This is a genomic window from Streptomyces sp. ATCC 21386 (assembly GCF_018728545.1).
In the GTDB taxonomy this organism is placed as follows: Bacteria; Actinomycetota; Actinomycetes; order Streptomycetales; family Streptomycetaceae; genus Streptomyces.
On the sequence record NZ_JAAVVL010000001.1, the window covers coordinates 7,011,795 to 7,025,888 of the forward strand.

Annotated in this window: 15 protein-coding genes; 9 read left to right on the forward strand and 6 right to left on the reverse strand. The window is 71.8% G+C overall.

Annotation, left to right across the window (positions count from 1 at the left end):
• Positions 1-13: 13 nt before the first annotated feature.
• Positions 14-883: an MHYT domain-containing protein gene (locus GWK25_RS30135; RefSeq protein ID WP_215454536.1), complete on the reverse strand. Its 870-nt coding sequence runs from the start codon at positions 881-883 to the stop codon at positions 14-16.
• 280 nt (positions 884-1,163) lie between these two features.
• Between GWK25_RS30135 and GWK25_RS30140 the strand changes: the two genes are divergently transcribed.
• Both GWK25_RS30140 and GWK25_RS30145 read left to right on the forward strand, forming a co-directional pair.
• Positions 1,164-2,033, forward strand: coding sequence for a glycerophosphodiester phosphodiesterase family protein (locus GWK25_RS30140; RefSeq protein WP_215454537.1), 870 nt, complete (start codon positions 1,164-1,166; stop codon positions 2,031-2,033).
• 85 nt (positions 2,034-2,118) lie between these two features.
• Positions 2,119-2,673: a methylated-DNA--[protein]-cysteine S-methyltransferase gene (locus tag GWK25_RS30145; protein WP_215454538.1), complete on the forward strand. Its 555-nt coding sequence runs from the start codon at positions 2,119-2,121 to the stop codon at positions 2,671-2,673.
• A gap of 39 nt (positions 2,674-2,712) precedes the next feature.
• Here the strand turns inward: GWK25_RS30145 and GWK25_RS30150 are convergent, their stop codons facing one another.
• On the reverse strand, positions 2,713-3,141 hold the full coding sequence (locus tag GWK25_RS30150; protein WP_215454539.1) for a VOC family protein: 429 nt from the start codon (positions 3,139-3,141) through the stop codon (positions 2,713-2,715).
• A 105-nt stretch (positions 3,142-3,246) separates the two neighbouring features.
• On the opposite strand from GWK25_RS30150, the gene GWK25_RS30155 reads away from it, so the two are divergent.
• Positions 3,247-4,146 carry a pseudouridine-5'-phosphate glycosidase gene (locus GWK25_RS30155; RefSeq protein WP_251830334.1) on the forward strand — a complete coding sequence of 300 codons (900 nt, stop codon included), beginning with the start codon at positions 3,247-3,249 and terminating at the stop codon, positions 4,144-4,146.
• 103 nt (positions 4,147-4,249) lie between these two features.
• Entirely contained in the window at positions 4,250-5,179 is a 930-nt protein-coding gene (locus GWK25_RS30160) for a carbohydrate kinase family protein (protein WP_215457704.1), read from the forward strand.
• A gap of 194 nt (positions 5,180-5,373) precedes the next feature.
• Here the strand turns inward: GWK25_RS30160 and GWK25_RS30165 are convergent, their stop codons facing one another.
• Positions 5,374-6,171 (reverse strand): class I SAM-dependent methyltransferase, encoded by a 798-nt coding sequence (locus GWK25_RS30165; protein WP_215454541.1) that lies wholly within the window; start codon positions 6,169-6,171, stop codon positions 5,374-5,376.
• Positions 6,172-6,436: 265 nt separating this feature from the next.
• Between GWK25_RS30165 and corA the strand changes: the two genes are divergently transcribed.
• Complete coding sequence (gene corA, locus GWK25_RS30170) at positions 6,437-7,564, forward strand: magnesium/cobalt transporter CorA (protein WP_215454542.1); 1,128 nt, start codon at positions 6,437-6,439, stop codon at positions 7,562-7,564.
• A 54-nt stretch (positions 7,565-7,618) separates the two neighbouring features.
• On the opposite strand, the gene GWK25_RS30175 is transcribed toward corA, so the two are convergent.
• Both GWK25_RS30175 and GWK25_RS30180 read right to left on the reverse strand, forming a co-directional pair.
• Positions 7,619-8,047, reverse strand: coding sequence for a CBS domain-containing protein (locus GWK25_RS30175; protein ID WP_184895436.1), 429 nt, complete (start codon positions 8,045-8,047; stop codon positions 7,619-7,621).
• Positions 8,048-8,214: 167 nt separating this feature from the next.
• Positions 8,215-8,856: a uridine kinase gene (locus GWK25_RS30180; RefSeq protein WP_215454543.1), complete on the reverse strand. Its 642-nt coding sequence runs from the start codon at positions 8,854-8,856 to the stop codon at positions 8,215-8,217.
• A gap of 140 nt (positions 8,857-8,996) precedes the next feature.
• On the opposite strand from GWK25_RS30180, the gene GWK25_RS30185 reads away from it, so the two are divergent.
• The 3 genes from GWK25_RS30185 (at position 8,997) to GWK25_RS30195 (ending at position 11,887) form a co-directional block, all read left to right on the forward strand.
• Entirely contained in the window at positions 8,997-9,752 is a 756-nt protein-coding gene (locus GWK25_RS30185) for a DUF2293 domain-containing protein (RefSeq protein WP_215454544.1), read from the forward strand.
• Between the two features lie 103 nt (positions 9,753-9,855).
• Entirely contained in the window at positions 9,856-10,335 is a 480-nt protein-coding gene (locus GWK25_RS30190; RefSeq protein ID WP_215457705.1) for a DUF1772 domain-containing protein, read from the forward strand.
• A gap of 64 nt (positions 10,336-10,399) precedes the next feature.
• On the forward strand, positions 10,400-11,887 hold the full coding sequence (locus GWK25_RS30195; protein WP_215454545.1) for a glutamate synthase subunit beta: 1,488 nt from the start codon (positions 10,400-10,402) through the stop codon (positions 11,885-11,887).
• 45 nt (positions 11,888-11,932) lie between these two features.
• Here GWK25_RS30195 and GWK25_RS30200 read toward each other — a convergent pair whose 3' ends face one another.
• Positions 11,933-12,454, reverse strand: coding sequence for a carboxymuconolactone decarboxylase family protein (locus GWK25_RS30200; protein ID WP_374200648.1), 522 nt, complete (start codon positions 12,452-12,454; stop codon positions 11,933-11,935).
• 47 nt (positions 12,455-12,501) lie between these two features.
• Here GWK25_RS30200 and GWK25_RS30205 point away from each other — a divergent pair, with 47 nt between their 5' ends.
• Positions 12,502-13,908, forward strand: coding sequence for a PLP-dependent aminotransferase family protein (locus tag GWK25_RS30205; protein WP_215454547.1), 1,407 nt, complete (start codon positions 12,502-12,504; stop codon positions 13,906-13,908).
• The last annotated feature ends 186 nt before the right edge of the window (positions 13,909-14,094 follow it).

The window sequence follows — 14,094 nt, forward strand, 5'->3', positions numbered from 1 at the left end:
CAACGGGTCGCGATCAGCGATTCTGCGGTGTTCGGGCACGCCGCTCGCGGTGCTGCGGAGCGGTGCGGGACTCGGGGTGCCGGCAGACGTGGGCGGTGGCCTGGGCCGGGATGCCGGGCCGACGCTCGACCTGGTTCGCGTGGAACCTGCCCATGATCATGAACGGGTCGAACATCACGACGACTCCCGCGAGCAGCAGGAACACCAGCGGGCCGATCATCAGCGGAGCCAGCAGGGCGGCGGACGACGAACCGACGGCCGGGTCGGGGCCCGCGCCGCTGTGCAGATGGACGCTGAGCGCGGCCATGCCCGTGTAGTGCATGCCGCTGACGGCGACCCCCATGACGAGGCTGGCGCCCACGCTCCACAGGAAGCCGCGGACCTGCCCGGCGGCCCAGAGGGCGGCGATCGCGGCCACCACGGCGATGACGACCGAGGCGGCCACGGTGACGGTGTTGTACTCGAACGTGCCGTTGAGCCGCATGCCCGCCATGCCCAGGTAGTGCATCGAGGCGATGCCCAGACCGGTGATCGTTCCCCCGGTGAACAGCGCGGCCCCGCCGGCCCCCTTGGAGCCGACCATGAAGATCCCGATGCCGACCATGACGATCGCCACCGCGAGGCTCGCGAACGTGGTCAGCGGGTCGTAGTGGATCGGGGTGTGCAGGACCTTGAAGCCCATCATCGCGACGAAGTGCATGGTCCAGATGCCGGAGCCGATGGCCGCCGAGCCCAGCGCGAGCCAGCCGATCCGCCAGCGGCCGTCCACGAGCATCGATCTGGTGGTGCAGCGCAGGCCGAGCGCGCCCCCGAGGCAGGCCATGAGATAGGCCACCACCGGTGTGACGAGTCCGTAGCTGAAGCCGTCGACCGTGCCCTGCATTCGCGGCTGCCTTTCCCGCCCTGTCGCGTCCCTGGAATTCCTGCAATGCCCCCAGCCCCGGCACCGCCACGACGGTCAGGGTTGTCGCAGAGAGTATGACCCCCACCGGAATGGTCGAACGATTTTCCGGCAAAGAAACACGGCCTTGCCCCACTTGTGCGGTGCCCGTGAGCGGACTTGGGCAACTGCATTCAATTCATGGCCATCCTGCGCACCTCTCCCGTTGACCCTCTGCTGTCACTCTTGAGCTGACCGTGATCGATCGACGCGAGGAGTACGCATGCACGTGCGCGCAGTTGCCGCCGCGACCACAGCGTTCTTGGGGGCCACCGTCCTCCTGCTCCCCACTTCCGCCGCTCACGCGGCCGCCGACGCCGGGAACCCGCTGGTCGTCGCGCATCGTGGAGCTTCCGCCTACGCGCCCGAGAACACCTTGGCCGCTGTCGACAAGGCCCACGAAATGGGCTTCGACTGGGTCGAGAACGACGTCCAGCGCACCAGTGACGGCAGGCTCGTCGTCCTCCACGACGCGACGCTGGCGCGGACGACCAACGTCGAGGAGCTCTATCCCGAGCGCGCCCCCTGGAACGTGGCGGACTTCACCGCCGCGGAGATCGGGCGCCTGGACGCGGGCAGCTGGTTCGGCGCCGACTACGCGGGCGCGCGCGTGCCCACCCTGGAGCAGTACATGCGGCGGGTGTCGCGCAACCACCAGAAGCTCGTCCTGGAGATCAAGAACCCGCAGCTCTACCCGGGGATCGAGCAGCAGACCCTGAAAGTGCTGAGCAACGAGGGCTGGCTCGGCCCGGCGCAGCTGGAGAAGCTGGTGATCCAGAGCTTCAGCGCCGACACCGTGCGCCGGGTCCACGAGCTGAACCCGGCCGTGAAGACCGGCCTGCTCGGCACCCCGGACATCGCCGACCTCCCCGAGTACGCGACGTTCAGCGACCAGATCAACTCCTCGTACACGACCATCTCCGAGTCGTACGTGGCCACGATCCACGCGCTCGGAGGTCCGCACGGCAAGCCGCTCGAGATCCTCACCTGGACCGTGAACGACGCCACCAACGCCCGCCGGGTGGCCGACTACGGCGTGGACGGCATCATCACCAACAAGCCGGACGTGGTCAGGGACGCCACACAGGGCTGACGCGGCGGCCCGCGGCCGGTGGTGTGCGCTGCGGGGCCGAGCGCGCACCGCGGTCGTTGTCGGTGCCGGCCCGTACGGTGGTCCCATGAACAGCCATGCGCAGGACGAGCAGCGGGTGGTCTGGGCCGTCGTCGGCTCGGACATCGGCCCGCTGCTGCTGGCCGCGACGGACGAGGGCCTCGTCAATGTCGTCTTCCACGCCACGCAGCCGGTGCGCGACCGGACCCTGGACCGGCTCGCCTCCCGCCTCGGCACCACTCCCGTGGAGGCGCCCGAAGCACCCCAGCTGGCCGAGGCCATACGTCAGTTCGAGGCCTACTTCGCGGGCGAACGGCACGACTTCGCCCTGCCGCTCGACTGGTCGCTGATATCGGGGTTCAACCGCCAGGTGCTGCGCGAACTGGCGTCGGGCGTGCCCTACGGCTCGGTCGTGGGGTACGGCGATCTCGCGCGGCGCGTGGGACAGCCCGGCGCGGCCCAGGCGGTCGGTGTCGCGATGGGGTCGAATCCGCTGCCCGTGGTGGTGCCGTGCCACCGGGTGGTGGAGAGCGACGGCGGCATCGGCGGCTTCGGCGGCGGACTGGAGACCAAGCGGAAGCTGCTGGCGCTGGAAGGGGTGCTTCCGCAGCCGTTGTTCTGAACGGGTGGCCGGAAAACGCGACGGCCGCAGGGCGGTGCGCTATTCGTAGTGGCGCGCCTCGAAGATGTTGCCGTCCGGGTCCTGGAAGTAGAAGCTGCGCCGGGCGGGTCCTCGGGCGCCGAAGGAGTCGTGGGAGATCTCCGAGACGGGGACCTTCCGCTCCTCCAGTCGGCCGCGCAGTTCGTCGAAGGCGGGGCCGGGCATGGCGAGGCACACGTGGTTGACGGGGTGCCCGGCACCGGCAGCGGCGCCCGGCACCATGCGCGTCTTCGGGGCAATGGCCAGCGGCATGAGATCGATGATGGTCTCGTCGTTGACCCGGACGGAGGGGAAGGGTGCCTGTCCCGCCGTGTACTCGTCGACCCTCACAGGTTCGAGGCCCACGGCCTTCTCGTGGAACTCGGCCGCGGCGACCGGCTCCCGCACCCAGAGGACGACGTGGTCGAGGCGTGTCGTGTTCTCCTTCATGCACCTCAGGCTGGTGTCCTGCACCACAGTGCGCAAGGGTTTGGCCGGACGCGCCGTCCGCCAGGGATGAGGGAAGAACGTCCGACAGGAGGCAAGCGCGTGCTGATGGTGTCCGAAGAGGTACGGGAAGCGGTTGACGCGCGTCGACCCGTGGTGGCGCTGGAGTCGACGATCATCGCGCACGGGCTGCCCCGCCCCCGCAATCTGCAGGTGGCGCTGGAGCTGGAAGAGGTCGTACGGCAGGAGGGCGCCGTACCGGCGACGATCGCCGTACTGGACGGGCGGCCGCACATCGGCCTCGACAAGCAGCAGTTGGACCGGGTCGCGAACGAGGACGGCATCCGCAAGCTCGGGCACCGCGATCTGCCTGCGGCGGTGGCGGCGGGCGTGAGCGGAGCGACCACCGTGTCGGCGACCGCCCAGCTGGCTGCCCTCGCGGGCGTACGGGTGTTCGCGACGGGTGGGCTCGGCGGTGTGCACCGGGAGTGGACGGTGACCCAGGACGAGTCCGCCGACCTGGGGCTCCTCGCACGTACCCGGATCACGGTGGTGTGCGCGGGCGTGAAGTCGATCCTGGACGTGCCGGCGACCTTGCAGCGGCTGGAGACCCTCGGGGTCGCGGTCGCCGGGTACGGCACGGACCGCTTCCCCGGCTTCTATCTGTCCGACTCGGGCCATCCGGTGGAGTGGACGCTCGGGTCACCGGGCGAGGTCGCGGACGTCATGCGGGCGCAGGACGCGCTCGGCGGCCCCGAGTCGGCGCTGATCGTCGCCAACCCCGTGCCGGAGGAGGAACAGCTCGATCCCGAGCTGCACGCGCGCGTGCTCGCGGAGGCGCTGGCGGTGTGCGAGGCGGAGGGCGTCACGGGCCAGGCGGTCACACCGTTCCTGCTGAGCTATCTCGTACGGCACACCGACGGCGCGTCCCTGAGCGCCAACCTCGCGGCGGTACGCGGCAACGTACGACTCGCCTCACGTATCGCGGCGGCCTGGACCGGGGCGTGAGGTGAACCACCGGCGAGGTGCGAACGGGCCCGGTGGTGCGGCGGGTGAGCCCGGTGGTGCTGCGGGTGCGGCGGGTGCGCCCGGTGATGCCGCGGGTGGTGCGCTGAGCGGGGCCGGTGACGGGCGCGGGGCGCTGCTCGTCGTGGGGGACGTCGTGACGGATGTCGTCGCCCGGCACCGCGGGCCACTCGCGGCGGGCACGGACACGGCCTCCGCGATCCGGACCCTGCCGGGCGGGGCGGGCGCCAACGTGGCCTGCTGGGCGGCTCATCGCGGCTGTGCGGACGTGCGGCTGCTCGGACGGGTGGGCACGGACGCGGCCGCGTGGCACGAGCGGGAGCTGCGGGCCTCGGGGGTGCGACCCCATCTGGTGGTCGACCCGGAGGCGGCCACGGGGACGGTGATCTGCCTGGTGGACACGGGCGCCGCGGCCGAGCGCACGTTTCTCACCGACAGCGGTGCCGCGCTGCGGCTGGACCCGGACGACTGGTCGCCGTCGCTGCTCGACGGGGTCGCGCGGCTGCATCTGTCGGGCTATCTGTTCTTCGCCGAGCCGAGTCGCGCGCTGGCCTCCGTGGCCCTTGCGTCGGCACGCGCGCGTGGAGTGCCGGTGAGCGTGGATCCCGCGTCGGCGGGGTTCCTCACGCGACTCGGCGTGGACCGTTTCCTGACGCTCGTCGAGGGGATCGATGTGCTGCTGCCCAGCCGCGACGAGGCCCGTCTGCTGACCGGGCTGCCTGATCCGGCCGACGCGGCGGCCAAGTTGAGCCGTCTCGTCCCCCTGGTGGTGGCCAAGCAGGGGGCGGACGGTGCCCTCGTCGCGCGTGGGGGTGTTGTCGTGTCACGGATCCCGGCAGCGCCCGCCACGCCCCGCGACACCACCGGCGCGGGCGACGCGTTCACAGGCGCGTTCCTGGCGGCGCTGCTCGCGGGCGCGGACGCCGAGGGGGCGGCTGTCGAGGGGTGCGGTGCGGGTGCGCTGGCAGTGGAGAAGGTGGGCGGGAGACCGCCGGGGGCCGACCCTGCCCGATGAACGGACGAACAGGCCGTTACCGGGGAATTGGGCCGGGCCGCGTGACGGGCGAGCAGGCCAGGTGACCAGTTACCCAGGCGAGCGGGGCGCGTGACTGGGCGATCGGAGCAGCAGTGGCCGCCGCCGGGGTCGCACCGCCCGTCGCCTGCTCACCGCGCCCACCACCGGATCCCGCGCCCGCCGACGGTCTTCCGCTATGCCTTTCGGCCCCAGGCCGAGATCAGGGGTGGGGCGGCGATGTCCAGCGCGCCGGAGGCCACAGCCGACAGATGCCGGTCGATCTCCTCCGCAGTGGCGAGGTTCGCCGTGATGAGCTCTTCGCGGAGCCGGTCCACGGTGGTGCACTCCAGAGCGGCACAGGCCGGTGCGGCGACGGGGAAGTACGCGTCGGCTCCCACACCGCGCAGGCCGGCGGTCCGCAGCAGGCGAGGGAGCCTGCGACCGTGCGCCGGGGCGACCCCTCGTTCGGCGAGCAGTTCACGCAGAGCCTGGCGAAGCCGGTTGGCCAACTGGTGCTCGGGGCCGGACTCCTCCAGGCAGGCCAGGGGTTGCAGGGCGGCGTCGCTGTCCTCGATCAGAAGCCGTCCACCGGGACGCAGCGCCTTGATCATCGACGCCAACGCCTGCTCCTGGTCGGGTGCGTGTGCCAGGGCCAGCCGGGCGTGCACCAGGTCGAACCCGTCCCCCGGGGGATCGTCGACGCCCACATGATGGACGAGTGCCTCGACCGGCGGGCGGGTGACCGAGGGAACGGCCCAGGAGATGTCGGTGTCCGTCGCGATGACCCTGCCCGTCGGCCCGACCTTCTTGGCCAGCCAGGAGACGACGGAGGCGCCGCCCGCGCCGACTTCCCAACAGCGCCAGCCGGACCCCAGACCGAAGGCCTCCATGTGCCGGAACGTTGTGGGGTCGAAGAGCGTGGCGAAGGCGTCGGGGCCCTGCCCCGTCTCGGTCCGCCGCTGGTCCAGGAGATACCCGTCGGTTCGCATCATGCACCGATACTCCCATTTGACCGACTTGCCCCATGCGGCGACGCTCCCGCAGCCATGGGCCAGTCCCCGCGGCGACCGGCCGGAAACAACCGGAAACAACCGGACGGGGACGGTCGGATCGGAACGGCCCCACCGCTCGGGACGTCTACAAGTGAAGCGGAACGTTCCGTTCCCACAGCCTTACCCGGCTCTCGTTCGGCCCTGGCACACTGGCGCCACAAGGCACGGAGTGCGGTGCGAGGAGATCCACGCAAGGAGAGACCAGATGTCCATGGCAGGGAATCTGCGGAAGGTCACCGGCCTCGACAGGGTTGTCGGCCTGCGCACGATGGCACGGCTGGCCCGGCGGCGTCCTCGCGTCGACCTGAGCCATCCGGCCCGCTCCCCGCTGGGCACCTCCGTGGTGAACTGCGTGACGTACCACAAGGGTGTCCGATCCCCCGCCGTCCGCGATGTCGTGGAGGCGCTCAAGCAGGTCCGCCGGCACGACCACGGTTTCGTCTGGCTGGGGCTGCACGAGCCGACGCAGCGTGAGTTCGCAGGCATCGCCGAGCTCTTCGGCCTGCACCCGCTGGCGGTGGAGGACGCGGTCGAGGCCCACCAGCGGCCGAAGCTGGAGCGCTACGACGACACACTGTTCGCGGTGTTCAAGACGGTCTGCTACGTCGAGCACACCGAACTGACCGCGACCAGCGAGGTCGTGCACACCGGCGAGATCATGGTCTTCGTCGGCGCCGACTTCGTGATCACCGTCCGCCACGGACGGCACGGCTCACTCGGTCCGCTGCGGGAGGAACTGGAGGCGAATCCCGAGCAGTTGGCCAAGGGACCTGCCGCGGTGCTGCACGCGATCGCGGACCATGTGGTCGACGACTATCTGAGCGTCACGGATTCCGTCCAGACGGACATCGACCAGGTCGAGACCGACGTCTTCGCCGCGAACGGCGCGCGGGTGGACCCCGGCCGCATCTACCAGCTCAAGCGCGAACTGCTCGAACTGAAGCGGGCGGTGGCCCCGCTCGCCCGCCCGCTCCTGGAGCTCACCTCACGACCGATCCGGGTGGTCGACCCGGAGATACAGGCCTACTTCCGCGACGTCTCGGACCACTTGCTGCGGGCCACCGACCAGATCGCCGCGTTCGACGAACTGCTGAACTCGATTCTGCAGGCGCATCTCGCACAGGTCAGCGTCGCGCAGAACGAGGACATGCGGAGGATCACGGCATGGGCCGCGCTGATCGCCGTGCCGACCATGGTGTGCGGGGTCTACGGCATGAACTTCCAGTACATGCCGGAGCTGCACTGGAAGTTCGGCTATCCCCTGGTCCTGGGAGTCATAGCCGCCGCCTGCGCCACCCTCTACCGGGGCTTCAAGCGGAACGGATGGCTGTGACTCCCGGAGCGGGAAGGTGATCGAGCGGCCGGGCGACACACCCGACGCCGACGGTCAGTGCGTCGCGCTCTTGGCGTAGACGCTCTCGACCCAGGAGGCGATCTGGTCGTCCGACAGGTGATGGGCGAGGTCGGCTTCGCTGATCATGCCGACGAGACGCTTGTTCTCGATCACCGGAAGCCGGCGGATCTGGTGCCCCTTCATCTCCTGGAGCACCTCACTGACGTCGGCGCCCGCGTCGATCCAACGCGGTGTGCCCTTGGCCATCTCGCCGGCCGTGATCGTCGACGGGTCGTGGCCCAGGGCGACACAGCCGACGACGATGTCGCGGTCGGTGAGGATGCCGCAGAGCCGTTCGTTCTGGTCGCTGATGGGCAGTGCACCGACGTTCAGCTGGCGCATCAGCTGGGCGGCGCGGTCGAGGGTCTCGTGGGCGGGGATCCACTGGGCGCCGCGGTGCATGATGTCTCCGGCGGTGGTCATGTAGTACCTCCCGTTGCCGGACGGCCGGCGCGGCGCAGGGCGCACCGCTAGTCCCGGCGCCCTTCATTCTTGCCGCGACCGGGCCGAGGCGCATGCGGAGCGACGCACGCGGCCCGCACCGCGCGGGGGCGGGGTTCGGTCGACGCGGTGGGCACTGCCCGCACCGGTCAGCCGTTCCAGGCCGGGTGGCGTGGGTCGTCGGCGCGGACCAGGACATCGGCCGTGGCAGCCGGGTCGGTCTCGGTCTCGTAGCGCTCGAAGGCGGGGAGGGTCCAGTGCTCGCCCTCGGGGGTACGGCGGCGCAGGGCGCCCGGGGAGAGGAGGACGTGGACGGTCAGGTCGAAGGGAAACCAGTGCTTCAGGAGGAGGGGGCCGTGTGTCAGCAGGATCGCACCGGGCGGGATCGTGACGTAGGGGCTGCGGGTCGCCCGGTCGGTGGTGGGGTCCCAGAGGTCGGGCAGGACCCGGCCCGTGCCGCCCGGGTCGAGCGGGCCGAAGACCTCGCGCCAGAGGGCGGCGGTGTCGAACCAGCCGTCGTAGTACGCGTCCACGTCCTCGTGGCCGTACTCGAACCGCAGCGACGCGGGCCGGAGGAAGCCCTCGGTCCCCACGACGAGCGAGGACCGGCCGCGTATGCGCAGCGCCTCGGAGACCAGGGCGGCGAGATCACCGGGGCGGGCCGCGGGGGCGCCGTCGAAGGCGATCCGCGGCCAGGGCGAGCCGTCGTCCGGCTTGAGGTCGAGGAGGCGGTCGGCGAGAAGGTCGGCGAGCCGCTCCCAGGTGATCGCTTCGAATCGCACACGGCCCATGATGCCGCGCGGCACGAGCGGTGCCCGACCCGGTCGGCGGTCCGGCCGGGGATCCGGCTGACGGTCCGGCTGGCGGTCCGGCCGGGGGTCCAGTCGGCGGACTGCGTGACCGTGCGGTCACCAGGGGGAATGAACCGCGTATGGCAGCGCTCGCTACTCCCCCGCCCCGTACCGGACTTGTCGTCGTGCAGGCACTCAGGAAGAAGCACTGCGCCGAGTGCCGGAGCGGTCCCGTGGCGCTGCTGGTCCTGGAGGAGGGAGCGCCGCGCTGCCTGGACTGCACGGACCTCGGGCACCTGGTGTTCCTGCCCCGGGGCGACACCGCGCTCACCCGCAGGGCGCGGGAGGAGAGCGCGTTGTCCGCGGTGGTCGTCCGGTTCAATCGGCGCCGCAGCCGGTACGAGCGGCAGGGCGTCCTGGTCGAGGAGGCGGGGCTCGCCCGGGCCGAGGAGCGGTGCCTGGCGGACGCGGAGGCGCGACGCCGCCGCCGGGTACGGGACGCGCGGCGCCGGGCGGCCGAGGACGTGCGCTTCACGGACGCGTTCGCCGCGGAGGTACGACGGCTGTTCCCCGACTGTCCGCCCGAACGGGCCCGGGAGATCGCCGCCCACGCCTCGCTGCGCGGCAGCGGCCGCGTCGGACGCAGCGCGGCGGGGCGCGCGCTCACGGAGTTCGCGGTGACCTCGGCGGTCGTCGCGTCGGTACGCCATGTGGACACCCCGTACGACCACCTCCTGATGAGCGGCGTTCCCCGGTACGAGGCGCGCCGACGGATCACGGCCACGGTGGAGGCGACGCTGCGGGGATGGCGGGGGGTGAGGGGAGGGGAGGGGAGGGGAGGGGGGCGGGGCCCCCGGAGCCGTGGTCGGGAGGGGCGGGGTCGGTCTCGCGCGTAGGCGGTGAGCGGCTCGGCCATGGGGCTGGGGGTTGTGCGGAGGTTCACTTGTGGGGACGTCGGGCGGTGGGCAGGATCTTCGGGGGATCCAGGTGGGAGCGGACATGATCGATGGGCCGTACTTCGTGCTGACGGTGCTGGGCCTGCTCGGGACGGCGATCGTGGCGGGCGTGTTCTGCGGGTTCTCGACGTTCGTGATGAAGGGGCTGGCATCACTGCCGCCCGCGCAGGGCGTGGCGGCGATGCAGGCGATCAACGTGAGCGCGCTGACGCCGGCGTTCATGCTCGTGTTCGTGGGTACGGCGGTGCTGTGCGCCGTGCTGGCCGTCGTGACGTTCGTGCTGTGGCCGGACGGGGGCACGATCGAACTGCTGCTGGGCAGCGCGCTGTATCTGTTCGGTTGCTTCGGGGTCACGATGGTGGCGAACGTGCCGCGCAACGAGACGCTCGCCAGGCTGGAGGCGGGCACGTCGGAGGCGGCGGCGTACTGGCGCGACTATGTGAGCCGGTGGACGACGTGGAACCACGTGCGGGCGGTCGCCGCGGCCGGCGCGGCCCTGTCGTACCTGCTCGCGCTCGCCTGAGGCGGGGGCGGCGGACGCGTCGTATCGTGGCCCGTACGCGTACCTCTCCGTGAGGGAGACGGCCATGGCCGATCCCAAGGGTTTTCTGACCACACCACGCGAGGACTGGCCCCGTCGCCCCGTGGAGGAGCGGGTCCGGGACTGGGACGAGGTGTATGTTCCCGGAGCCCTGCTGCCGATCATCAGCAAGCAGGCCGACCGCTGCATGGACTGCGGGATCCCCTTCTGTCACGACGCCTGCCCGCTGGGGAATCTGATCCCCGAGTGGAACGATCTCGTGTCGCGGGAGGACTGGCGGGCGGCGAGCGACCGGCTGCACGCCACGAACAACTTCCCCGAGTTCACGGGGCGGTTGTGTCCCGCGCCCTGCGAGGCGGGGTGCGTGCTGGCGATCAACCAGCCCGCGGTGACCATCAAGAACGTGGAGGTGGCCATCGCGGACCGGGCGTGGGAGGACGGCTTCACCCCGCCGCGTCCGCCCGACCGGCTGTCCGGGAAGACGGTGGCCGTGGTCGGCTCCGGGCCCACGGGGCTGGCGGCGGCTCAGCAGTTGACGCGGGCCGGGCACACGGTCGCGGTGTACGAGCGTGCCGACCGGATCGGGGGTCTGCTGCGGTACGGGATCCCGGCGTTCAAGATGGAGCGGCGTCATCTGGACCGACGGTTGGAGCAGATGCGGGCGGAGGGCACGAAGTTCCGGACGTCGACCGCGGTGGGGGTGGACGTCGGGGCGGCGGAGCTGCGGGGCCGGTACGACGCGGTGGTGATCGCGACGGGGGCCACGGCGTGGCGGGAACTGGACGTGCCCGGCCGGGAGTTGGCCGGCGTGCACCAGGCGATGGAGTATCTGCCGTTGGCCGACCGGGTGTGCGAGGGGGATCTGGAGGTGTCGCCGTTGTCGGCGGCCGGGAAGCATGTCGTGATCGTCGGGGGTGGCGACACGGGTGCGGACTGTCTGGGGACGGCGGTGCGGGAGGGGGCCGCGTCGGTGACCCAGCTGGACATCTATCCGCTGCCGGAGGCGGAGCGTGACGAGGACGTCGATCCGTGGCCGACGTATCCGAAGGTCTACCGACTCTCGGCGGCGCACGAGGAGGCGCGTGACTTGCGGTCCGCGCCGGCGGCGGACGCGGACGCGCGGCTCTTCGCGGCGTCCACGCTCCGCTTCACCGGGGACAGGTCGGGGCGGGTGCGAGCGTTGCACCTGGTCGAGGTGGACGAGCGGCGGCAGGCCAGGCCGGGTACCGGGCGGACGCTGCCCGCGGATCTCGTCCTGCTCGCGCTCGGGTTCTCCGGTCCGGATCGTCGTGACGGGCTCGTGGACCAGCTCGGGCTGGCCCTCGACCCGCGCGGGACGATCACACGGGGGCAGGACTTCGCGACGAACGTGCCCGGGGTGTACGCCGCCGGGGACGCGGCCCGTGGGCAGTCCCTGATCGTGTGGGCGATCGCCGAAGGGCGGGCCGTGGCCGCCGCGGTCGACCGTGGTCTGACCGGGGCGGACCGCCTGCCGGCACCGATCGGGCCGTACGACCGCCCGATGACGGTGTAGCCGTCGGCGGATACCGGAAGCCGGAAGGCTCTTGAGGCTTGAGGGCTAACGGTTGTCCGTGCCGGCCTGTTCGGCGGTGGCGAGGGCGATGCGGTTCCACGTGTTGATGGTGAGGATCAGGGCGAGGACGTGGGCCAGTTCGGTGTCGTCGAAGTGGGTGGCGGCTTCGGCGTAGACGGCGTCGGGGACACCGCCGTCGGCGACGAGGGTGACCGCTTCGGTGAGGGCCAGGGCGGCCTGTTCGCGGGCGGTGAAGAAGTGCCGGGCCTCGCGCCAGACCGGGATCATGTGCAGCCGGTCCTCGCTCTCGCCGGCCTTGCGGGCGTCATTGGTGTGCATGTGGAGGCAGTAGGCGCAGTGGTTGAGGTGGGAGGCGCGGATCTGGATCAGTTCGACCAGGGCCGGGTCGACGCCCTCGCGGGCCGCCGCGTCGAAGCCGATGAGGGCGCGGAAGGCGTTCCTGGCCGACTTCGCGAAGTCGAGCCGGGGCGCGGCGCCCGCCGTCATGTCCGTCACCGTCGCGTCCGTCGCTGCCGCCACATGCGTCGCCGTCGTGTTCGTCGTCATGACCATGAATCTATGGGGCGGAAAGACCTGTCGTAGGGTGCATTTTCATGGTGGATTCATGGGTCAATTCTGCGGAGCTGTTCGGGGCCGATCTGCATCTCGAACTGTCCGGTGGGGGCGGGCGGCGGGCGGCGTTGATCCGAGCTCTGCGGGAGGCGGTGCGAGGTGGTCGGCTGACGCCCGGCACCCGGCTGCCGCCGTACCGCTCACTCGCGGCGGACCTGGGGGTCGCCCGCAACACGGTCGCCGACGCGTACGCGGAACTGGTCGCGGAGGGCTGGCTGACCGCCCGGCAGGGGTCGGGGACGCGTGTCGCGCAGCGGGTGGAACCTCTGGGCGCCCCACGCGTGCCCCGGAAGGCGCCCCGCGCGCGGGGGCCGCGGCACGATCTGCGGCAGGGCACGCCGGACGCGTCGGCGTTCCCGCGGGTGGCCTGGGCGGCGTCGTACCGCAGGGCGTTGACGCGGGCGCCCAACGAGGCGTTCGGGCCGGGTGATCCGGCGGGCCGGGTCGAGCTGCGGGAGGCGCTCGCCGAGTATCTGGCACGCGCGCGGGGCGTGCGCACCGAGCCCTCGCGCATCGTGGTCTGCTCCGGTTTCGCGCACGCGCTGCGGCTGCTGTTCCACGGCCGGGTGCTGCGGGGGCCGCTGGCGGTGGAGTCGTACGGGCTGGACTTCCACCGCGAGTTGCTGGCGGCGGCGTCCGTACGGACCGTTCCGCTGCCGCTCGACGAGGACGGTGCCCGGGTGGACGGGCTCGGCCGGGAGAGAGCGGTGCTGCTCACGCCCGCGCACCAGTTCCCCACCGGCGGGCCGCTGCATCCCGAGCGGCGGGCCGCCGTCGTGGACTGGGCACGCGCGCGTGGCGGAGTGGTTCTGGAGGACGACTACGACGGGGAGTTCCGCTACGACCGCAAGCCTGTCGGGGCGATGCAGGGCCTGGATCCCGACCGGGTCGTCCTCATCGGCTCGGTCAGCAAGAGCCTGTCGCCCGCGCTGCGGCTGGGGTGGATGGTGCTGCCGGAACGGTTCGTGGACGCCGTGGTGGACGTCAAGGGAGAGCGGGAGGCGTGGGCGAGCGTGCCGGACCAGCTGGCGCTGGCGGACTTCGTGGTGTCCGGGGCGTACGACCGGCATGTGCGCCGTATGCGGCAGCGGTACCGGGGGCGCCGGGACCGGCTGGTGGCGGCCCTGGCCACGCACGCGCCGCACATCGAGGTCACCGGGATCGCCGCCGGGCTGCACGCGGTGCTGCGGTTGCCGCCCGGTACCGAGCGGTCCGTGGTGAAGGCGGCGGCCTGGCGGGGTGTCGCCCTGGACGGACTGGCGGGATTCCGGCATCCCGAGGCGAAGGGGGATGCCCCGGACGGGCTGGTGGTGGGGTACGCGACGCCGCCGGAGCATGCGTACTCGGCGGCGGTGGAGGCGCTGTGCGGGGTGCTCCCGCCGGGCTGAGCGGCCGGCCGTAGGGCGCGGCTGGTCGGCGGGCCGAGCGGCCAGCCATGGGGACTGCTGGCCGGCGGGTCGGTGCGTCGGTTGGTCGGTGCGCCGGTTGGTCGGTGCGTCGGTGTGGGTCGGTGGGTCGCCGGCCGAAGGGGTCCGGTCGACAGGAAAAGCAGTGCGGTGGGAACATTGAGGCCA

What these genes read in the sequence shown, in the direction of transcription:
- GWK25_RS30135 (WP_215454536.1), bottom strand. Translation starts at nt 883, where the DNA reads ATGCAGGGCACGGTCGACGGCTTCAGCTACGGACTCGTCACACCGGTG.
- GWK25_RS30140 (WP_215454537.1), top strand. Translation starts at nt 1,164, where the DNA reads ATGCACGTGCGCGCAGTTGCCGCCGCGACCACAGCGTTCTTGGGGGCC.
- GWK25_RS30145 (WP_215454538.1), top strand. Translation starts at nt 2,119, where the DNA reads ATGAACAGCCATGCGCAGGACGAGCAGCGGGTGGTCTGGGCCGTCGTC.
- GWK25_RS30150 (WP_215454539.1), bottom strand. Translation starts at nt 3,141, where the DNA reads ATGAAGGAGAACACGACACGCCTCGACCACGTCGTCCTCTGGGTGCGG.
- GWK25_RS30155 (WP_251830334.1), top strand. Translation starts at nt 3,247, where the DNA reads ATGGTGTCCGAAGAGGTACGGGAAGCGGTTGACGCGCGTCGACCCGTG.
- GWK25_RS30165 (WP_215454541.1), bottom strand. Translation starts at nt 6,171, where the DNA reads ATGATGCGAACCGACGGGTATCTCCTGGACCAGCGGCGGACCGAGACG.
- corA (WP_215454542.1), top strand. Translation starts at nt 6,437, where the DNA reads ATGTCCATGGCAGGGAATCTGCGGAAGGTCACCGGCCTCGACAGGGTT.
- GWK25_RS30175 (WP_184895436.1), bottom strand. Translation starts at nt 8,047, where the DNA reads ATGACCACCGCCGGAGACATCATGCACCGCGGCGCCCAGTGGATCCCC.
- GWK25_RS30180 (WP_215454543.1), bottom strand. Translation starts at nt 8,856, where the DNA reads ATGGGCCGTGTGCGATTCGAAGCGATCACCTGGGAGCGGCTCGCCGAC.
- GWK25_RS30185 (WP_215454544.1), top strand. Translation starts at nt 8,997, where the DNA reads ATGGCAGCGCTCGCTACTCCCCCGCCCCGTACCGGACTTGTCGTCGTG.
- GWK25_RS30190 (WP_215457705.1), top strand. Translation starts at nt 9,856, where the DNA reads ATGATCGATGGGCCGTACTTCGTGCTGACGGTGCTGGGCCTGCTCGGG.
- GWK25_RS30195 (WP_215454545.1), top strand. Translation starts at nt 10,400, where the DNA reads ATGGCCGATCCCAAGGGTTTTCTGACCACACCACGCGAGGACTGGCCC.
- GWK25_RS30200 (WP_374200648.1), bottom strand. Translation starts at nt 12,454, where the DNA reads ATGACGACGAACACGACGGCGACGCATGTGGCGGCAGCGACGGACGCG.
- GWK25_RS30205 (WP_215454547.1), top strand. Translation starts at nt 12,502, where the DNA reads ATGGTGGATTCATGGGTCAATTCTGCGGAGCTGTTCGGGGCCGATCTG.